The sequence below is a fragment of the Streptomyces sp. JLYT201 genome (genome assembly GCF_059448825.1).
Genome location: NZ_CM182551.1, coordinates 5,729,061 through 5,748,784, shown reverse-complemented (window position 1 = coordinate 5,748,784; position 19,724 = coordinate 5,729,061). Strand labels below are relative to the sequence as shown.

14 protein-coding genes and 1 tRNA gene are annotated in these 19,724 nt (G+C 72.3%); 8 read left to right on the top strand and 7 right to left on the bottom strand.

Annotation, left to right across the window (positions count from 1 at the left end; genetic code table 11):
- Positions 1-101: 101 nt before the first annotated feature.
- From AC5WAM_RS24120 to AC5WAM_RS24110, 3 genes are all read right to left on the bottom strand, one after another.
- The gene (locus tag AC5WAM_RS24120; protein WP_366791531.1) at positions 102-686 is read right to left on the bottom strand and encodes a phospholipase A2; all 585 of its coding nucleotides are present in this window, start codon (positions 684-686) and stop codon (positions 102-104) included.
- Between the two features lie 212 nt (positions 687-898).
- On the bottom strand, positions 899-3,481 hold the full coding sequence (locus AC5WAM_RS24115; protein ID WP_495518777.1) for an ABC transporter permease: 2,583 nt from the start codon (positions 3,479-3,481) through the stop codon (positions 899-901).
- Positions 3,478-4,266 (bottom strand): ABC transporter ATP-binding protein, encoded by a 789-nt coding sequence (locus tag AC5WAM_RS24110; protein WP_138960139.1) that lies wholly within the window; start codon positions 4,264-4,266, stop codon positions 3,478-3,480. Before AC5WAM_RS24110 ends, AC5WAM_RS24115 begins: the two co-directional genes overlap by 4 nt.
- 522 nt (positions 4,267-4,788) lie before the next feature.
- Here AC5WAM_RS24110 and AC5WAM_RS24105 point away from each other — a divergent pair.
- The 3 genes from AC5WAM_RS24105 to AC5WAM_RS24095 all read left to right on the top strand — a co-directional run bounded on the left by AC5WAM_RS24105 (position 4,789) and on the right by AC5WAM_RS24095 (position 8,917).
- Positions 4,789-6,465 (top strand): MFS transporter, encoded by a 1,677-nt coding sequence (locus AC5WAM_RS24105; protein WP_495518776.1) that lies wholly within the window; start codon positions 4,789-4,791, stop codon positions 6,463-6,465.
- Positions 6,466-6,651: 186 nt separating this feature from the next.
- Positions 6,652-7,293, top strand: a complete 642-nt coding sequence (locus tag AC5WAM_RS24100; RefSeq protein WP_495518775.1) for a DUF485 domain-containing protein — start codon at positions 6,652-6,654, stop codon at positions 7,291-7,293.
- Positions 7,286-8,917 (top strand): sodium/solute symporter, encoded by a 1,632-nt coding sequence (locus AC5WAM_RS24095; protein ID WP_495518774.1) that lies wholly within the window; start codon positions 7,286-7,288, stop codon positions 8,915-8,917. The genes AC5WAM_RS24100 and AC5WAM_RS24095 overlap by 8 nt, the downstream gene beginning before the upstream one ends.
- Here AC5WAM_RS24095 and AC5WAM_RS24090 read toward each other — a convergent pair.
- The 3 genes from AC5WAM_RS24090 to AC5WAM_RS24080 form a co-directional block, all read right to left on the bottom strand.
- On the bottom strand, positions 8,875-9,792 hold the full coding sequence (locus AC5WAM_RS24090; protein WP_495518773.1) for a cellulose-binding protein: 918 nt from the start codon (positions 9,790-9,792) through the stop codon (positions 8,875-8,877). The genes AC5WAM_RS24095 and AC5WAM_RS24090 overlap by 43 nt on opposite strands.
- Positions 9,793-10,088: 296 nt before the next feature.
- Positions 10,089-12,956 (bottom strand): SUKH-4 family immunity protein, encoded by a 2,868-nt coding sequence (locus AC5WAM_RS24085; RefSeq protein ID WP_495518772.1) that lies wholly within the window; start codon positions 12,954-12,956, stop codon positions 10,089-10,091.
- An 8-nt stretch (positions 12,957-12,964) separates the two neighbouring features.
- On the bottom strand, positions 12,965-13,954 hold the full coding sequence (locus AC5WAM_RS24080) for an SMI1/KNR4 family protein (protein ID WP_366791538.1): 990 nt from the start codon (positions 13,952-13,954) through the stop codon (positions 12,965-12,967).
- Positions 13,955-14,201: 247 nt separating this feature from the next.
- Here AC5WAM_RS24080 and AC5WAM_RS24075 point away from each other — a divergent pair, with 247 nt between their 5' ends.
- Both AC5WAM_RS24075 and AC5WAM_RS24070 read left to right on the top strand, forming a co-directional pair.
- Positions 14,202-14,801, top strand: a complete 600-nt coding sequence (locus AC5WAM_RS24075) for a YwqJ-related putative deaminase (RefSeq protein WP_366791539.1) — start codon at positions 14,202-14,204, stop codon at positions 14,799-14,801.
- Between the two features lie 67 nt (positions 14,802-14,868).
- Positions 14,869-15,360: an SUKH-3 domain-containing protein gene (locus AC5WAM_RS24070; RefSeq protein ID WP_366791540.1), complete on the top strand. Its 492-nt coding sequence runs from the start codon at positions 14,869-14,871 to the stop codon at positions 15,358-15,360.
- Positions 15,361-15,531: 171 nt separating this feature from the next.
- On the opposite strand, the gene AC5WAM_RS24065 is transcribed toward AC5WAM_RS24070, so the two are convergent.
- A complete protein-coding gene (locus tag AC5WAM_RS24065) occupies positions 15,532-16,863 on the bottom strand; it encodes a sensor histidine kinase (RefSeq protein WP_495518771.1) in 1,332 nt (443 codons plus the stop codon).
- Between the two features lie 177 nt (positions 16,864-17,040).
- Here AC5WAM_RS24065 and AC5WAM_RS24060 point away from each other — a divergent pair, with 177 nt between their 5' ends.
- The 3 genes from AC5WAM_RS24060 (at position 17,041) to glmU (ending at position 19,566) form a co-directional block, all read left to right on the top strand.
- Positions 17,041-17,901 carry a hypothetical protein gene (locus tag AC5WAM_RS24060; RefSeq protein ID WP_495518770.1) on the top strand — a complete coding sequence of 287 codons (861 nt, stop codon included), beginning with the start codon at positions 17,041-17,043 and terminating at the stop codon, positions 17,899-17,901.
- An 11-nt stretch (positions 17,902-17,912) separates the two neighbouring features.
- Positions 17,913-17,983, top strand: a tRNA-Gln gene (locus AC5WAM_RS24055).
- A 125-nt stretch (positions 17,984-18,108) separates the two neighbouring features.
- Positions 18,109-19,566: a bifunctional UDP-N-acetylglucosamine diphosphorylase/glucosamine-1-phosphate N-acetyltransferase GlmU gene (glmU, locus tag AC5WAM_RS24050; protein ID WP_495523642.1), complete on the top strand. Its 1,458-nt coding sequence runs from the start codon at positions 18,109-18,111 to the stop codon at positions 19,564-19,566.
- Positions 19,567-19,724 lie beyond the last annotated feature (158 nt).

Genomic DNA, 19,724 nt, shown 5'->3' with positions numbered 1-19,724 from the left:
ACCACCCGACACGTCGCACGGGCCGGGGGGCCTCCAGCGTACGACGCCCGGCCGGAGCCCACGCCCCGGCGAACCCCGGGGCGTGGTGCTCGGGCGGTGCTCTAGAGGTGCCCGGCGGTGCGGACGGCGTTGTAGTACGTCTTCGCCGTCTTGTTGCACGCGTCCTTCATCTTCTTGCGCAGCGCGGGCGTGAGCGGGTCGGCCCAGAACTTCCTGCCGCACTGCTTCTGCATATCCTGAAGGAAGACGTCGTCAATGCGCTTGCGGTGATACTTCTTGAAATTGTACTCACCGGCGTACTTCTTGTAGTTCCGGTAGCCGAAATCATGCCGGTAGCAGGAGAAGGTGAAATCGTATCCACCGGGCTGCTTCTCAGTCGCGGGGCCCGAGCAGTAGTCGGTGTCCCAATTGAACCGGAAGTAGTTCGAACCCTGCCGGTAGAGACCCAGGTACTTGAACCACTCGTCACGCGAGGCGTCGCCCTTGCTCGTCAGGGCCTTGAGCTTCTGCAGGCGGTAGGCCGCGCCGACCATGGGCAGCGCGGTGGCCGAGGCGTCCGCCTTCGCGGCATCCGCGACCGAGGCCGGAGCCTTCGGTTCCGTGTGCGCGACGGCGGGCAGCGCCGAGGTGGCGACGACCGCGCCGGCCAGCAGGGCACCTCCAAGAGAGATACACGCTTTATTCACTTTTCTCCATTCCCCGTTGTCCCCGTTGTTCCCCGTTTACGCCGATGCCTGCCGCCCGGGCAGTTCCGGGTGGTGTGCTCGGCCGGGAGTAAATTAGCCCATCCCCCGGCGCCCGCAAAGGGAAAATCCGAGAAGAGCGCTTACCGTGGCGCACACCACAGTGCCCCGGCCGTGCGGGCCGGGGCACTGCGGGGTGTCGCTCGCGGGTGGCGCTACTCCGTGGCGATCGCGTTCAGCACATTCATCCGGCCCGCCCGGAACGCCGGGACCAGGGCGGCGAAGAGGCCCACGAAGGCGGAGCCCACGAAGACCGCGATGATCGTCGGCCAGGGGATCTCCAGGACCTTCAGGCCCTCCAGGGCGAGGAGCTTCTGGGCGGTCGCGCCCCAGCCCATGCCGAGGCCGAGGCCGAGGAGGGCGCCGAAGAGGGCGATGACCACCGACTCCATGCGGATCATGCGGCGCAGCTGACGGCGGGAGAGGCCGATGGCCCGCATCAGGCCGATCTCGCGGGTGCGCTCCACCACGGAGAGGGCCAGGGTGTTCACCACGCCCAGGATGGCCACGATGATCGCGAGGCCGAGGAGGCCGTAGACGATGTTCAGGAGCTGGCCGACCTGGTCCTTCAGGGTCTGCTTGAAGTCGGTCTGGTCCTGGACCTTGAGCTGCGGGTCCGTCTCCAGGGTCTTCTTGAGCGCCGCGTAGGCCTCGTCCTGCTTGCCGTCGACCGCCTTGGCGAAGACGGTGCCGCTCAGCGGCATCCGGTCGGGGGCGACGTACCGCTCGACGGTGGTGATGTTCAGATACATCGCGCCCCGGTCGAGGGTGCCCTCCTCCTCGGTGATCGCCGCGAGCTTCAGCTCTCCGGTCCGGCCGTCGTCGAACGCGACCTTCAGCTTGTCGCCCACCTTCAGGTGGTGGTCCTTGGCGAAGCCCTCGCCCACCGACATCGCGTTCGTCCCGTAGGCGGCGGACATGTCGCCCGCGGTGGTCTCGCGGCGCAGGTCCTGCACATAGGTGCGGTCGTTGGCGCTGAGGTCGACGCCCTTGTCGGTCTTGCCGTCGGGGGTGGTGATGTCGGCCTTGACCTCCTTGTAGCGGGTGGTGTGGGCGACGTACGGGGTGTCCTTGAGGCGCTGCTCCACCTGGTGGCTGACCGGCTGCCTGCCCTGGATGATGAAGTCCGCGCCGACCGACTTGTCCAGCTCGTCCGTGGCGGAGGCGACCATCGACGTGCCGACCACCGACAGGCAGGCCACCAGGGCCAGGCCGATCATCAGGGCGGCGCCGGTGGCGCCGGTGCGGCGGGGGTTGCGCAGGGCGTTGCGCTCGGCCATGCGGCCGACGGGGCCGAACATCCGCAGCAGGACCGCGCTGATCGCACGGACCACGAAGGACGCGAGGACCGGGCCGATGACGACGAAGCCGATGAGCGTGAGGACGACGCCGAGGCCGAGGAAGAGGGAGCCCTCCTTCGCCTTGTCGGCAGCCGCCGCGGCGTAGAGGCCGAAGACTCCGGCGCCGGTGAGGACCAGGCCGAGGGCGGCGCGCACGGCGCTGGACTTGCCGTCGGCCGGGGTGCCCGCGTCGCGCAGGGCGGCCATCGGGGAGACCTTGCCCGCGCGGCGGGCCGGGAGGTACGCGGCGAGGACGGTGACGATGATGCCGAGGAGCAGGCCCACCACCGGGGTCGTCACCGAGATGGTGAGGTCTTCGGTGGACAGCTCCATGCCGATGCCCGACATCAGCTTCATCAGGCCGACCGCGAGGCCGATGCCCGCGCCGATGCCGAGGACGGAGCCGACGACGCCGAGCAGCAGGGCCTCGACGAGCACCGAGCGGTTGACCTGCTTGCGGCTGGAGCCGAGGGCCCGCATCAGACCGATCTCGCGGGTGCGCTGGGCGACCAGCATGGAGAAGGTGTTGATGATCAGGAAGATGCCGACGAGGAAGGCGATCCCGGCGAAGCCGAGCATCGCGTACTTCATGACGTCCAGGAAGCTGCCGACGGACTTGCGGTTGGCGTCGGCGCTCTCCTTCTGGGTCTTGATCTTGTACGCGGCGGCGTCGGCACCGAGGGTCTTCGTCACGTTCGCCTTGAGCAGGCTGTCGCTGACCCCGCTCGCGGCGGTGACGTTGACGTGCGTGAACCGGCCGGTGGCGCCGAGCAGTTCGCGCTGGGCGGTGGCGGTGTCGAAGTAGACGACGGTGGCACCGGGGTTGGTCACCTTGAAGGTGGCGATGCCGGTGATCTTCGCGGTGAAGCTGCCGGTGGCGGCGATGGTGCGCAGCTCGTCACCGATCTTGAGGTTCTTCTTGTCGGCGGTGTCGGCGTCGAGCATCACCTCGGTGGGGCCGCGCGGGGCGTGGCCGGAGGTGATCTCCATGGACCGCAGGTCGTTCTTCGTCCAGTTGCCCGCGAGGGTGGGGGCGCCGCTGGAGGGGCCGATGTCCTTGTTCCTGGAGTTGACGACGGTGACGCTGTCGCTGCTGATCGCGCCCTCGGCGGACTTCACGCCGTCGGCCTTCCTCACCTGGGCGACCGTGGCGGCGGGCAGGGTCTCGGGCCTGCCGGTGCGCGGGCCCTCGTCGCCCGCGTCCGGCGCGTCCTTCGGGGTGAGGGTGACGTCGGAGGACGTGGCCGCGAAGAGCTTGTCGAAGGTGGTGGACATCGTGTCGGAGAACACCAGGGTGCCGCACACGAAGGCCACCGAGAGGACCACGGCGACCGCGGAGAGCGCCATGCGTCCCTTGTGCGCGAAGAAGTTGCGCATCGAGGTCTTCCACACGGTCATGACGTGCGCCCCCGGGCGTCGAAGTGCTTCATGCGGTCCAGGACCTGCTCGGCGGTGGGGCTGTACATCTCGTCGACGATGCGGCCGTCGGCCAGATACAGCACGCGGTCCGCGTACGACGCGGCGACCGGGTCGTGGGTGACCATGACGATGGTCTGGCCGAGCTGCGTCACCGACGTGCGCAGGAAGCCGAGGACTTCGGCGCCCGCGCGGGAGTCGAGGTTTCCGGTCGGCTCGTCACCGAAGATGATCTCGGGCCGGGAGGCCAGGGCACGGGCCACCGCGACGCGCTGCTGCTGACCGCCGGAGAGCTCGGTGGGCCGGTGCTTGAGGCGCCCGGCGAGACCGACGGTCTGGACGACCTGGTCGAGCCAGCCCTTGTCGGGCTTGCGGCCCGCTATGTCCATCGGCAGCGTGATGTTCTCCAGGGCGTTCAGCGTCGGCAGGAGGTTGAACGCCTGGAAGATGAAGCCGACGCGGTCGCGGCGCAGCTGGGTGAGCTTCTTGTCCTTCAGACCGGTGATCTCGGTCTCGTCGAGGTAGATCTGTCCGCTGCTGACCGTGTCGAGGCCCGCGAGGCAGTGCATCAGCGTGGACTTGCCGGACCCGGAGGGGCCCATGATCGCGGTGAACTGGCCGCGGGCGATGTCCACGTCGATGTGGTCGAGGGCGACGACCCGGGTCTCTCCGGAGCCGTACGCCTTGACGACCTGGCGTGCCCGCGCCGCGACGGCCGTACGCCCGCCAGTTCCCCCGTGCCTGGGAGTGGATACAGCCGTTGTCACGGTAAGTCTCCTATGTCGGTGACGAGGTGAACGCGTGTCGGCGCGCCCACGTGGATCAGTGTGGAGCGCCGGGGTACTCCGGCGCCCTGGTGCCCAGCGCAGTCTTTTCCTGGGGAAAACCCCACCCCCCGCGCTGTGGTTCGTCGCAGGACGCGGAGCCGGACCCCCGTCGCCGGCCCCACGCCCCGCCGCCGCGACCAGCGGCTCAGCGCCTTGGCCGGGCCCGGTGCCTCAGCCCCGAGCCCGGCGGCTTCGCCCCCGTGCCCTGCGGCGTAAAGCAAATCTAAGGACGGGCCCGCGCCTTCTCGTCCTCCGCCGGTACCAACGTCCCCCTGTCCCTAGTGCGGAGGTCCCCCTAGGGGTTCTCCACCCGGCGGTGGAGCGCTTCTCAGGGTTGCTCCACCCTCTTGTTGACCAAGCAACCGCCCTACCAGGGGAGAAGCTCTCCACCCCCCTCCCTGGAGCGCGCCAACAGTGAGAAGGTGACCGGGGCAACCGGTGCAGGGGGAAAGGACTTTGGTCATGGCGGCAGCGCGGGCGCGGCGCTCGGACCGGCGCGGCGCCGTCGTCGCCGCGCTCATGCTCGTCATGGCGCTCGCCGCCCTGGACGCCACCATCGTCTCCACGGCCGTACCGCAGATCGTCGGCTCCCTCGGCGGCTTCTCCGTCTTCTCCTGGCTGTTCTCCGGCTATCTGCTCGCCGCGACGGTCACGCTGCCCGTCTACGGGAAGCTGTCCGACACCTTCGGCCGCAAGCCCGTCCTGATCGTGGGCTGCGCCCTGTTCCTCGCCGGCTCGGTGCTGTGCGCGCTCGCCTGGAACATGGGCTCCCTGATCGCCTTCCGCGTCCTCCAGGGCCTGGGCGGCGGCGCCCTCCAGGGCACCGTGCAGACCGTCGCCGCCGATCTGTACCCGCTCAAGGAGCGCCCCCGCATCCAGGCCAGGCTCTCGACCGTGTGGGCCGTGTCCGCCGTCGCGGGCCCCGCCGTCGGCGGCCTGCTCACCGCCTACGCGGACTGGCGCTGGATCTTCCTGGTCAACCTGCCCGTCGGCGCGTTCGCGCTCTGGCTGATCGTCCGCCACCTGCACGAGCCGGTACGCCCGCCGGGCGAGCGGCACCGTGTCGACTGGCCCGGGGCGCTCGCCGTGTTCGCCGCGGGCGGGGCGCTGCTCACCGCGCTCGTCCAGGGCGGCGTCGCCTGGGACTGGCTGTCGCCGCCCTCGCTCGCGCTGTTCGCGGCGGGGCTCGCGGGCGTCGGCGCGATCGTGGTCATCGAGCGACGCGCAGCGGACCCGATCATTCCGGGCTGGGTGTGGCGGCGCCGCCCCATCGCCGCCGTGAACCTGGCGCTCGGCTCGCTCGGCCTGCTGATGGTCGCGCCCACCGTGTTCCTGCCCACCTACGCGCAGTCGGTGCTCCAACTCGCCCCGACCGCAGCCGGTTTCGTCCTGTCCATCATGACCCTGAGCTGGCCCGTGTCGGCCGCCCTGAGCCAGCACGTCTACCGGCGCATCGGCTTCCGCAACAGCGCGATGCTCGGAATCAGCGCCGCCGCCTGCGTCCTGTTCGCCTTCCCGCTGCTCCCCTACCCCGGCGCGGCCTGGCAGCCCGCGCTCCTGATGCTGCTGCTCGGCGCCGCGCTCGGGCTCTTCCAGCTCCCCCTGATCGTCGGCGTCCAGTCGACCGTCGGCTGGGCGGAGCGCGGCACGACCACCGCGTCCGTCCTCTTCTGCCGCCAGATCGGCCAGACGATGGGCGCGGCCGTCTTCGGGGCGATCGCCAACGGCGTCCTCAGCTCCAGGCTCGGCGGCGCGGGCTCGCTCGACGCCGTCGCGAAGTCCCTGGACGACCCGGGCTCCGTCGCCGACCCCGAGCGGCTGCGCCGGGCCGTCGACGCGGCCGTGGACGCCGTGTACGTGGGCGCGGCCTGCGCGGCGGTGCTGTGCCTGCTCGTCCTGCTGCTGCTCGCGCCCCGGCGGTTCCCCGTCATCCAGGAGCCGGACCCCGAGGGGGCGAGCGGCGAGGGGGCGAGCGGCGACAGGTCGAGCGGCGACGGGGCCGACACCGAAGACCCGGGCACCGAGGAGGCAGGCGCGGAGGAGGCGGGCGCGGGGGCCGCCGCCGAAGCCGGGGCGCAACAGGCGCCCCAGGAGGCGCAGTTGACTCGTACGCGCCCCGAGAAGCCCCATACCGACTGATCAGTATGGGGAAAAGCCCGCGCGCCTCCACTACCTGCCAGTAACGTTCTCGGCCCTCGCTCCCTCGCGGTCCGCACCGGACCGCACCCGCGGTCCCCTGCCGGACCCGACGCGCGGCCCCCACCGGCCCGCGTCCTTCGGTCCGCACCGGACCGAAGCCGCGCAAGGAGACGCAAGGAGACCGGGATGCCCCACCTCCCCCCAGACTCGTCCCCCCTCCCACCGGACTCGTCCCCCCACCCACCGGACTCGTCCCACCTCCCACCGGACTCGTCCCACCTCCCTCCGTATGGCTCCCCCGCCCCACAGGACCCGTACAACCCCACCAACCCACAAGCCCCCTACGCCTCTACCGGCCCACAGGACCTGTACACCCCCGCCAGCCCACAGCATCCGTACGCTCCTCCCGACCCACAGGCTCCGTACGCCCCCACCGCCTCACCGACCCCACAGCCCCCGCCGCACCTCACCTACCCCTGGCAGCCCCCCGCCCCGCGGCCCGCGGCCCCGAGCCCCCGCCGCGACCCCGTCCCCGGGCACCGCGGCGACCTGCGCCAGCTGCGCGACGCCCACCGGTGGCAGCGCCGCGTCGCCACCCTCACCGCCCTCGGCTCCTTCACGCTCTTCCTCCTCCTGTCCGCCTTCGCCCCCGCCCTCATGACCGCCCCGGTCACCGGCGGCCTCACCACCGGGCTCCTCGCCGGACTCCTCCAGCTGCCCGTGATGTGCCTGGCCACCGCGGTGTACGAGATCACCGCCCGGCGCCGCCTCGACCGGCTCGCCGCCCGGCTGCGCACCCACCTCGAACGGGAGGCGAGCCGTGCCTGACACCACCCAGGGCACCTCCCTCGTCGCCTTCACCGCCGTCGTCACGCTCACGCTGCTGCTGTGCGTGATGACCAGCCCCGACCGCGACGACCTCGGCGAGTTCTACACCGGCTACGGCCGCCTCACCCCGCTGCGCAACGGCCTCGCCATCGCGGGCGACTACATCTCCGCCGCCACCGTCCTCGGCACCACCGGCATCATCGCCCTCCTCGGCCACGACGGCGTCGTCCTCGCCCTGAGCACCGCGCTCTCCCTGCTGCTGCTGATGTTCCTGCTCGCCGAACCCCTGCGGAACGCCGGACGGTTCACCATGGGCGACGTCCTCGCCCGCCGCCTGCCCGGCCGCCTCGTCCGGGTCACCGCGAGCGCCGCGACCCTCGCCGCGCTGCTCCCCCTCATGCTGGTCCAGCTCGCGGGCGCGGGCGACCTGCTCGCCTTCATCCTGGGCTTCACCAGCCCCGGCCTGAAGACCGGCTGCGTGATCGCGCTCGGCGCCCTCATGATCAGCTACGCGACGATCGGCGGCATGAAGGGCACCGCCCTCATCCAGATCCTCAAGGTCGTCATCCTGCTCGGCTCCGGCGTCGCCGTCGCCGCCCTCATCCTGCGCCGCTACGACTGGGACCCCGGCGCCCTGCTCGCCGCCGCCCGCACCGGCAGCGGCCTCGGCCCGGCCTTCCTGGAGTCGGGACTGCAGTTCGAGGACAGCCCCGCACCCCGCCTCGACATGATCAGCTCGGAGCTCACCGTGGTCCTCGGCGGCGCGTGCCTGCCGCACATCACCATGCGCATGTACACCGCGCGCACCGCACCCGAGATACGGCGCTCGCTGTCCTGGGCCGTGGCGTGCGTCGCCCTCTTCGTCCTCGTCATCACCGTCATCGGCTTCGGCGCCACGGCCATGCTCGGCCGCGCGGCCATCGCCGGGCACGACCCGCAGGGCAACACGGCCTATCTGCTCGGCTCCCGCGCGGTGCTCGGCGCGGACACCTCCACCGCCGAGACGCTCCTCTTCACGACCGTCACCACCGCGATCTTCCTGACGCTGCTCGCGTCCGTGGCCGGAATGATCCTCGCCTGCGCCAACTCCCTCGCCCACGACGTCTTCGCCGCCTGCCGCCGCGGCCTCTCCCCGCGCCACGAGCTGGCGCTCGCCCGGGGCTGCGCGCTCACCGTGGGCGCGGGCGCCGTCTGCCTCGCGGTACTCGTCCGGGACCGCAGCCTCCAGCCGCTGGTCACCCTGTCGTTCTGCCTCGGCGCGTCCGCGCTCGCGCCCGCGCTCGGCTACGCCCTGTTCTGGCGGCGCTTCACCCGGGCGGGACTCCTGTCGACCCTCATCGGCGGCACGGTCGGCTGCATCGTGCTCATGACCGGTACGAACCTGGTGTCCGGCTCACCCGCCGCGGCGTTCCCCGAGCACGACTTCGCCTGGTTCCCCTTCACCACGACGGGCGTCGTCTCGATCCCGCTGGGCTTCCTGCTCGGCTGGCTCGGTACGGTCCTCAGCCGCCGCCCGGCCCAGCGCGCGGCGCGGGCGCGCTACGAGGCGGTCGAACCCCACCTCCTGGCCGGGCCCCGCCCTCAGGAGGCGTCGCCCGGGCTCTGGCCGGGGACGTCGCCGTAGCCCCGGCCGGTCAGCGAGGCCAGGCTGTTGCGGACGTGGTCCATGTGCGCCCGCACCTCGTCCCAGCGCTCGCCGTGCTCGCGCAGCAACCGCTCCGTCTCCCGCCCGATCCGCTCCTCCCGCACCCGGGCCTCCGCGAGCAGCTCGGCGGCGCGCGCGGCCGCGTCCTCCTCGCGGTGCCGGGCGGCCTCCGCCGCCTCGGCGCAGGCCCGCCTCGCCTCGGTGAGACGGGCCTCGGCCGCGGCGACGAGGGCCGCCTCGCGGGCGTCGGCGACGGCCTCCCGCTCGGCGATCTCCCGCTCCGTGGCCTCCCAGCGCTCGGCGTGCTCCTTCTCCTGCTCGGCGAGGAGACCGCTCGTGCGCCGGCGCATCTCACGCAGCGCGTCGAGCGCCTCGCCGCGCCACTCCTTCGCGTCGCGGCGCGCCGCGGTCCGCAGCTCGTCCTCGGCGGCCCGCGCGGCGAGCAGCCGCTGCCTGGCCCGCTCCTCGGCCTCGCCCCGCACCGAATCGGCGTACGCCCGCGCGGCCCCGCGCAGCTCGGTGGCGGCGGTCGCGACGGCCTGCCCGAGCTCGTAGACGTCGGCCGCGGCGGCGTCCCGCACGGCCGCGGCCTCCTCCTCGCTCAGCGCGAGCAGGTACTGGGCGCGCCGGCCGAGCTCGTCGTACGTCGGCGGGGCGAGGTGCGCGACGGCCTCGCGCAGGCGCGCCGCCTCCTCGCCCATGTCCCGGGCGAGGACGGTGAGGCGGGCGGCCCGCTCCCACGCGGCGTCCCGGTCCCGGGACAGCGCGTCGGCGTACGCGTCCACCTGCTCGGGACGGTAGCCGCGGCCGCGGCCGGTGACGAAGCCATGAGGTGACGCACCGCTGCCGCTCATCCTGGTTCCCCTCTTTCGCCCACACGGACTCTCACCGTCGCGCTGACTCTCTCCGCCGCGCCACCCGCGTACAACGCGATTGGCGCACATCTTGATGGATCAAGCGGAAGTGGTCATAACACGACACTCCGTCAGCGCCACCCGGTCAAGGATGCGCCAATTGGGACCAGAAGTCGGAATCGGGGTGCCGTTCCGCCGTACGTCGAAGAGCCGTTCGGCCGCCGACCAGGGGCGCAGCGCCGGGGCGCCCGACCCGTCGTACAGGTCGAGCGCCCCGGTCGCACACCGCGCACGGACTACAGCAAGCCGTCCCACATCTGCTCGAGGAGCACCGACCACCAGCTCTCCGGCGACGACAGCGCCGCCGGGTCGAGCGCGGCGAGCTGCGACTGGAAGTCGACCGTCCAGCGACCCGCCTGCTCCTGGTTGAGGCCGTAGCGCAGCCGCCACATGCGGCCGAGCAGCGCCAGACAGCGCACGAACTCCGGCAGCCCCGTGTTCACGAACTGCGGCGGCACCGGAGCCCCGCCAGGGCCCGCCTCCACCGGCACCGCGACGATGTGCGCCGTGCCGTACTGCACACAGATCGACCGGCCGAAGTCGCTGCCCATCACCAGGTACGAACCCGCGTCCGACGCGGGCGCCACCCCCCGCTCCTGCGCCAGCTCCGCGAGCGTCGGCACCGGCCGCCCCGGCTGGGCCTGCGCCCAGAAGAACGGACCGAAGTCGAGCGGCAGGCCCGCCACGACCAGCGTGTGCGCCACGACGTCCGGCACACCCTGCCGGGACACCGCCCGCTGGTCGAACCGGAACACCCCGGGCCCGAACGCCCCCGCCAGCTCCTGCGCCACGGCCTCCGGCGGCACCGGTGGCGCCGGCGCCACCGGCGGCAGCGGGGCCCGCACCGGCGCCGGGCGCGCCGGACCGTCCGCGACCTGGTGCAACTCGCCCTGGTGCGCGAGCAGTTGCTGCATGCCCTGCTGACGCGACGCGTGGTCCCTGCCGTACGGCGCGATCGAGGTGATGCGCGCCTGCGGCCACGTCTCGCGGATCATGCGCGCGCAGTACGCGCCCGGCAGCTCGCACGACTCCAGCTCCGTGTGCAGCTCCAGGACCTGGTCCGCCGGGATGTTCATGCCCCGCAGCTCGTGGAAGATCTGCCACTCCGGATGCGGGGTGCCCGGCGCCGACCGCCGGATCACCTGCTGCTCGGACCCGTCCGGGGCGCGGTACCGCAGCACCGCCTGATAGCCGGGCCCCACGGTGGGCTGCCCGACCGGCGGCTGCGGATAGCCGTACGGCTGCCCGGCACCGGGCGGCGGCATCCCCGGGCCCGGCGGCACCATGCCCGGCGCGGGCGGCGGCATGCCGGGCGCACCCGGGGCCGCGGGCGGCGGGGGCGCACCCGGACCGCCGACGGCGGGACCCGCGAGCATGGTGGCGGCGTGGTGGACACCGCCACCGGGCGCACCCGGGACGCCGGGCGGGCCCGGAGGCTGGGGCGCACCCGGAGCACCCGGGGCACCAGGAGGCTTGGGCGCGCCGCCGAGGCTCGGGTCGGCCAGCATCGTCGCCGCGTGGTGCACCCCACCGGGCGGCACACCCGGAACACCGGGAGCGGCAGGCGGCTGCGGCGCACCAGGGGCGCCGGGGGCACCCGGAGCGGCTGGAGAACCCGGAGCGGCCGGAGGCTGCGGGCCTTCGGGGCCGAGCGACGACACGAGCTGCGTCGCCACGTAGGCGCCGCCGGGCGCACCGGGCTGCGGCGCACCGGCGCCCTCGGCCGGAGGCTGCGCCCCAGGGCCGGGCGGGGGCGGCGCACCGGGACCACCCACGGCCGCACCGGCGGGCGGCGGCGGCATACCGGGGCCGCTCGGCGTCGCACCGGCGGGCGGCGGGGGCATACCCGGACCAATCGGAGCCACCCCGGCGGGCGGCGGCGTACCAGGGCCCCCAGGGACCCCACCCACCGGCGGAAGCGGCGTACCCGGCGCACCGGCGGACGGAAGCGGCGCACCAGGCCCGCCCGCCGTCGGAAGCGGCACATGCGAGCCACTGGCACCCGGACCCGCGGGCGGCGGCACAGAGGGACCGCTGACCGCCGGACCGGTGGGCGGAGGCGGCCCAGGAGGACCGCTGACCGCCGGACCCGCGGGCGGAGGCGGCCCAGGAGGACCACTCACCGCCGAGCCGACGGGCGGCGGCGGCAGATCCGGGCCACTCACGGCCGAACCCGCAGACGGCGGAGGCAGACTCGGACCACCCACCGCCGAACCCGCAGACGGCGGAGGCAGCTCCGGGCCGCTCGCCGCGGCACCCGCGGGCGGCGGCGGAAGCTGCGGGTCCGAGCCAGGCGCCCCGGGCGCCGGGTCGTCCAGGGCGGGTGCGACCGCCGTCTTCGGGAGCTGACTGCCGCCCGACATCAGCGCGGTCTTCGCCTCCGGCGACACGCTCGGCGGCGGCACGTCCTCCTCCTCCCCGTCCAGATTCACCGGCGGCGAGAACACCGTCGCGGGCAGCGGCACCGCCACGTCGTCGTCATCGCCCCCGACGTTCGTGTCCGTACCGGCCCACGGCGTCTCCGACGACGGCACACCGGAACCGGACACACCCACCGACGCCCCGGCGGACCCACCGGCGGCAGGCCACGACGTGCCACCACCCTGCGGCGCCGCCGGAACAGGCCCCGCCGACGTCACCGCGGGCTCCGGCACCGGCTCCGGCGAAGCCGGGGCCGCGGCCGCGGCCGCGGGCTCCGGAGCGGACGACGACGACCGCCGGTCCGGAATCCCCAGCTTGTCCGCCGCCTCCTGCAACCACTCCGGCGGACTCAACAAGAACGACGTCTGATGCAGATCCATGCGCTCCGGCGCCGCGGGCGCCGCGACGGGCTCCGGCGCGTCCGACACCCCGTACTCCTCCTCGTACCGGCGGATCACCTCACCCACCGGCAGCGCGGGCCACAACGTGGCCTCACCGCTGTCCCGGGCGATGACGAGACGCTGACCGCCACCGTCCGAACGAGGACCGCCCTCACGGTCCTCCGCCCAGACCACGAAGCCCAGGTCGAACTCCCGCACCCGCACCTCACGGTGCCCGGGCGGCGGCACCTCACCGTTGATCCACTCCTCGGCGCGCTCCTGCGCCTGTGCGAAGGTCACCATCTCGGAGCTCACTCCCCCACCGGGACGACGCGCGCGAAGCCGCCGTCCACCATCAGGTTCGCCACCGTCTCCAGCTCGGGCGGACTGCCCGCGAGCCGGGACAGGAACGCGTCGAAGTCGTCCCCGCACGGCAACAGCAGCCGCTGCACCCGCTCCGCGGGCGCCCAGGACGGATCCACGTCACGCGCGTCGTCGTACGCGCAGAACCACACCGAACCGATCCGATCGCCCTTCACCTTCACCGCGAGCAGACCGCCCTGCACGAAACCGACCCCCAGGAAATCCTTGGTCAGATGGTCGCGCAGACACTTGTTCACATACACCAGGTCATTCACGGCCGCCTCGTCACGCACCGTGAAGAACGGCTGGTCGACCAGCAGACCCAGCTCCGCGTCCAGAGCCGTCCCCACCGGCGCACAGCCGCCCGCCGCCTTCAAGAAGGAGCGATACGCCCCCGGCAGCCGATAGCCCAGATCCTCCTCGACCCCCGCGACCTGGCCCTCCGTGACCGCCAGCGCCCCCTTCGGCAACGCCAGATGCGCCGGACGGGTCTCCTGCAACGGACGCGTCCCCCGCTTGCCGTGATCCACGGCGGACGTCGCGATGCCACCGTGATGCCGCAGCAACGCCTTCACCTCGACCGGCACCAGCTCAAGACGGCGACCACCCGGCACGTGGTGCCAGGTCCAGCCGTGCGGCGTCGCCACCGCCGGAATCGTGTCCCACAGCTCATGACCCGACGCCGCGAGCGCCGCGTTCGCCGACACGTAGTCCGTGAGCCGCAGCTCGTCCACGCCGAAGCCCTCCGGCGGCTCCGCGATCTCCGCCGCCGCACGCGCGTACGGCGAGAAGACCGGATAGCCCTCACCGTCCACCCGCACCCCCCTGGGATGCCGCGCGGCACGGACCGGATCCGGGAAGTGCACGACCTGCCCGGCGTAGGCCGCGTTCGGCGGCGCGGCCTGCTGCCCGAGCCGACCTGGCCGACCTGTCGTCATGGCGGTTGCCCTCCTGCGGCACTGTCGAGGTTCACGAATGGCGACAGCCTATGCGGAAGGACGACACGGGTCATCGGCCCGCCGGATCCGTGACCACCCGCCACGAGCCCGTCACCCAGAGACGAAACCCCGCCGTGTCGCACCGACCCAGCTTCCGTACCACGCGCCCCATTTGGCAGTCTGTTCCCGCAACGCGGGGGCGTGGCACCAGCGGCCGACGCCGCGGGCACGGGGAGGGAAACACCACATGCACACGGCACAAACCAGCATGTCACGGACCACCGATACATCCACCGAAAGCGCCGGAACCGTTCACTCCACGACCACAGCCACCACCACGGCGCGCACCCCGGGGACCCCAGGCACCCCCGGCGGCGACCCCCGCGTCGGCTGGAGCAGCGTCCCCGCCGACGCACCCATCCTGCTCCACCGCCGCGACGGCATCCTGCCCACCGTCGCCGCCGCGCTCTCCGTCCGCGGCACCACCCTCACCAGCACCCCCAAACGCGGCGAAGAACCACCCGACCTCCACCCCCTCGTCCAGGACTTCCTCGACGCCCTCCCCAGCGCCCAACGCGAACGCTTCACCGGACGCTGCGCCGAAGCCCTGCTCGTCTCCCGGCACCTCACCACCGCCGACGCCGGCCGCTCCAAACGCGCCCGCCGCAAACCCATGACCAACGGCGAAGCCCGCAAAGCCCTCAAGCACGCCAAACTCACCACCCGCCGCATCCGCGAGGACGGCGACCCCCTGCACGGCTCCTTCGCCCGCCCCTGCCGCTCCTGCACCGCCCTCACCGACCACTTCGGCGTCCGCGTCGTGGACCCCACGGCGGCCGACGGCTGACACCCCCGCCGCACCGACCGCAACCGCACCGCAACACACCGCACCGCACCCGAGGGCGCCCACCACCATGCACACCGACCACTCCACCCGCTTCCCCGTACCCGTCGACGCCGCCCTGCGCACCGCCGGCTGGCGCCCCGGCCGCTGGGACATCAAACAGGCCGAGATCTGGGCCGACGTCCTGCGCCGCCACACCTCACCCGCAGGACACCAGCACGCCGTCTTCCCCGCCGCCGTCGAAGCCTGGGCCGAATTCGGCGGCCTCCACATCACCCCCCAGGGCCCCGGCCGCCAGATAGCCCCCGCCACCCTGCACCTCGACCCCATGTACGGCCTCCACACCGCACGCACCCTCGGCGACCTCGGCCGCGCCCTCGGCACCGAAGTCAGCCCCATCGGCGAAGAGACCGACACCCAGGCCCTCCTCGCCATCGACGCCCGCGGCCGCGTCTACAGCCTCGACCACACCGGCGACTGGTACCTCGGCCAGCACATCGACCAGGCCCTCACCACCCTCATCGCAGGCACCCAACCCGTACGCCTCACCGCCGGAGCGTAGGCGCTTCGCTGGATTTCACCGCCCCGTGCCGCCCGGCCACTGCGCCGCCCGGCCACGCGCCGTCCGGCCACTGCGGGTCCCTCGTGGCTGATCGCGCCCACGCGGCGGAGCCGCCATCGACACAGCCCCGCGCCCCTACGGGGCGCTCCCGTACGGCGGCAGACGCCGAGATCAGGCCCCGGCCGCCCCCGCCGGAAGCACCGCCGACACCCGGAAACCACCCGCGTCCGTCGGCCCCGACACGAACACCCCACCGAGCGCCGTCACCCGCTCCTTCATCCCCACCAGACCATTGCCCCCACTCGGCAACCGCGCATCCGCAGGAGCCGTCTCCGGCGGCGGCCCGTTCTCCACCTGCATCGCGATCTCCGCACCCCGATGCGCCAGCCGCACATACGCCTTCGCACCCGCCGCATGCTTGAAGACGTTCGTCAACGCCTCCTGCACCACCCGGTACGCCGTCTCCTCCACATCCGCCGCATACAGCCGCGCCTCACCCTCCACGGACATGTCCACCACCATGCCCGCCGCCCGCGACTGATCCACCAACTCGTCCAGCTCCGCCAGACACGGCCCCTCCGCCGACTCCGCGGCCTCCCCACCACCGGCCCGCGACGCCGCCCGCGACGCCGCCTCCCCCACCGCCGCCAACGGCACCGGAGCCGGAGCGGGCTTCGGCGGAGCCTCACCCGCCCGCAACACCCCCAACATCTCCCGCAACTCCGTCAGCGCCTGCCGACCCATGTCCCCCACCAGCGCCGCGTTCTTCACCGCCTTCTCCGGATCCTTCCGCGCCACCGCCTGCAACGCCGCCGCGTGCACCACCATCAGACTCACCCGGTGCGCCACCACGTCGTGCATGTCCCGGGCGATCCGCGTGCGCTCCTCGTTGCGCGCCCACTCCGCCCGCTCCTCCGCCCGCTCCGCCAACAACTGAAGCTCCCGCTCCAGACTGTCCGCCCGCTCCCGCAACGACTCCATCAGCCGCCGCCGCGCACCCACATACAGACCCAGCAACAACGGCGGCGCCGTCACCCCCAGCGACGTACTGATCGCGATGAACGGAATGACCCCCTCGCCGATCGTCAGATCCCCGCTCGCTATGTCCTGATTCGCCCGCACCATCGTCACGATCAACGTGCCCGCCAGCGACATCCCCGCCAACGCCCCGATGATCCGACGCGGCAGCTCCGACGCCGCCAGCGTGTACAGACCCACGATCGTCATCAGGACACCCATCTGCGCCGGCGTGATCGCCACCGCGATCAGCACCACCGCGATCGGCCAACGACGACGCAACACCAGCGTCGCCCCGGCCAGCACCCCGAAGCCCACCCCCACCGCCAACGGCAGCCCCGCGTCCCGCGCGAACTCGACGCCCTCCGCACCGCACTCCGCCGCCGACACGACGCCGAGCCCCACATCGAGCACGGCACTGCGCCGCCGCTCCCACCACCACGGCCCTGTCCTGGCCGCGGTCCCGCTGTCCCCCGTCGTGGTCATGTCTTCCAGCCTACGGGCGCCGACGCCCGGTTTTCCGGTGAGTTTCCGGCACGCGAGCACCCCGCGGCCCTACCCCGGCGGGCCACGGACGACGCCCGAACCGCCAGGTAACCCTCGAACAGTTGAACCGCCCAGATTTTCGACCCGGAACCCCGAAATCCGAACGAGGCTCGCCGCATGACCGAGATCACCGACTTCGCCTCCCTCCGCGACCGGGCCCTCACCCTGCGCCGCGCGGGCCTCAGCCTCCGCCAGATCGCCGACGCCCTCGACGTCCGCAGCAAGGACCTCCTCCAACGCCTGGTCGCGGGCGAGCCCGCCCCCGAGTGGACCAAGCGCCCCAGGGCCAAGGACGACCTCCGCGCACGCGCCCGCGAGCTGCGCCTCAAGGGCTGGACGTACAACGAGATCAAGGAGGAGCTCAGCTGCTCCAAGAGTTCCGTATCCCTATGGGTACGAGACCTCCCGAAGCCGGAGCCGCGCTGCACGCCGGAGGAGCAGAGGGCTCGCATGAACGCGGGGCTGGCCGAGCTGCGCGCCGCGCAGGACCGTGAGCGCATCGCCACACGACAGGCTGCGACGGAAGCCATCGGCTCTCTTTCCGACCGCGAACTCTTCATCGCCGGAGTCGCGCTGTACTGGGCGGAAGGCGCCAAGAGCAAGTCCTACCGCCGCAGCGAGGTCCTGCACTTCATCAACAGCGACCCCAACGTAATCCGCCTGTTCTTGCGCTGGCTCAAGCTGCTCGGCGTCACGACCGAGCAACTCACACTGCGCCTGAGCATCCACGAGTCCGCCGATGTGCCAGCCGCCGAAGCGTTCTGGGCCGACGTCGCCGGGGTCGACATCTCAGCCTTCAGTCGAGCGACGCTGAAGAAGCACAACCCCCGGACCGTACGGAAGAACACTGGGGACTCTTACCATGGGTGCCTTGTGATCTACGTCCGCCAGAGCGCGGAGCTGTACCGTCGCATGGAAGGCGCCTGGTACGGCATAGTGTTGTCCGCACGCGAGGCCGATCGCCAGAATCGGGCATAGCGGACGTACCATCCCGGGTCGTCTAATGGTAGGACAAAGAGTTTTGGTCTCTTGAATGAGGGTTCGATTCCTTCCCCGGGAGCCCAGATACATCACCTAGGTTCGGGTCCTGGCCCACGGTCGGGACCCGCCCCCATTTCCGCCCCCTTACGCCCCGGTATCCTGCGGATGTCCACTCCCCAGCCCCCGAAGCCGAAGGGCACCCCCGTGAGCGCCAATTGCCCGGCAGCCGTCGTCGTCCTCGCAGCGGGTGAGGGCACCCGTATGAAGTCGGCCACCCCGAAGGTCCTGCACGACATCTGTGGCCGTTCCCTCGTCGGGCACGTGCTCGCCGCCGCGCGTGAGCTCGCGCCGGAGCGCCTGGTCGCCGTCGTGGGGCACGGCAGCGAGCGCGTGACGGCGCACCTCGCGGAGATCGACCCGGAGGCCCGCACCGCGTACCAGGCGGAGCAGAACGGCACGGGTCACGCGGTCCGCATCGGCCTGGAGGAGATCGGCGGCAGGGTCGAGGGGACCGTGGTGGTCGTGTGCGGGGACACCCCGCTGCTGACGGGCGCGACGCTGAGGCGGCTGGCCGACACCCACGCCACCGACGGCAACGCCGTCACCGTCCTGACCGCCGAGGTCCCCGACGCGACCGGCTACGGCCGCATCGTGCGCGACCCGGCGTCGGGCGCGGTGACGGCGATCGTGGAGCACAAGGACGCGAGTGACGCGCAGCGGGCGATCCGGGAGATCAACTCCGGGGTGTTCGCGTTCGACGGTCAGCTGCTGGCGGACGCGCTCGGCAAGGTGCGTACGGACAACAGTCAGGGTGAGGAGTACCTGACGGACGTGCTCGGCATCCTGCGGGAGGCGGGGCACCGGGTCGGGGCGTCGGTGGCGGCGGATCACCGGGAGATCGCGGGGATCAACAACCGGGTGCAACTGGCGGACGCGCGGCGGGTGTTGAACGACCGGTTGCTGACGGAGGCCATGCTGGCGGGTGTGACGGTCGTGGATCCGGCGTCGACGTGGGTGGACGCGACGGTGACGTTCGAGCGGGACGCGCTGGTGCACCCGGGGACGCAGCTGCTGGGGGCGACGCACCTGGGTGAGGGTGCGGAGGTCGGTCCGAACACGCGCCTGAAGGACACGGTGGTGGGTGCGGGCGCGCGGGTGGACAACACGGTGGCGGACGGTGCGGAGGTCGGTGCGGGGGCGTCGGTGGGCCCGTTCGCGTATCTGCGGCCGGGTACGCGGCTGGGGACGAAGGCCAAGGCCGGGACGTACGTGGAGATGAAGAACGCGACGATCGGTGAGGGCACGAAGGTGCCGCACCTGTCGTACGTGGGGGACGCGACGATCGGTGAGTACTCGAACATCGGGGCCGCGAGCGTCTTCGTGAACTACGACGGTGAGGCCAAGCACCACACGACGGTGGGGTCGCACTGCAAGACGGGTTCGGACAACATGTTTGTGGCTCCTGTCACGATTGGCGACGGTGCTTATACGGCGGCGGGGTCCGTGATCACGAAGGACGTGCCGCCGGGTTCGCTGGCCGTCGCCCGTGGCCAGCAGCGGAATATCGAGGGCTGGGTGGCCCGTAAGCGTCCGGGGAGCGCGGCGGCGAAGGCGGCCGAGGCGGCTTCCCGGGGGTCCGAGAACGCGGTCGGCGAGGGCTGACCGGCAACGTGACTGGAAAAAGGTGCGCTGAACACCGCGTACCGTGATAGGTGCACACCAATCGGCTGACTCGTGGCGCGGCCTATGTCCTGGGATGCGGAGTATCGCTCCTGGACCTCTGGATGTATCGCGGGTGCAGCAGCGGAAGAACTCGTCTG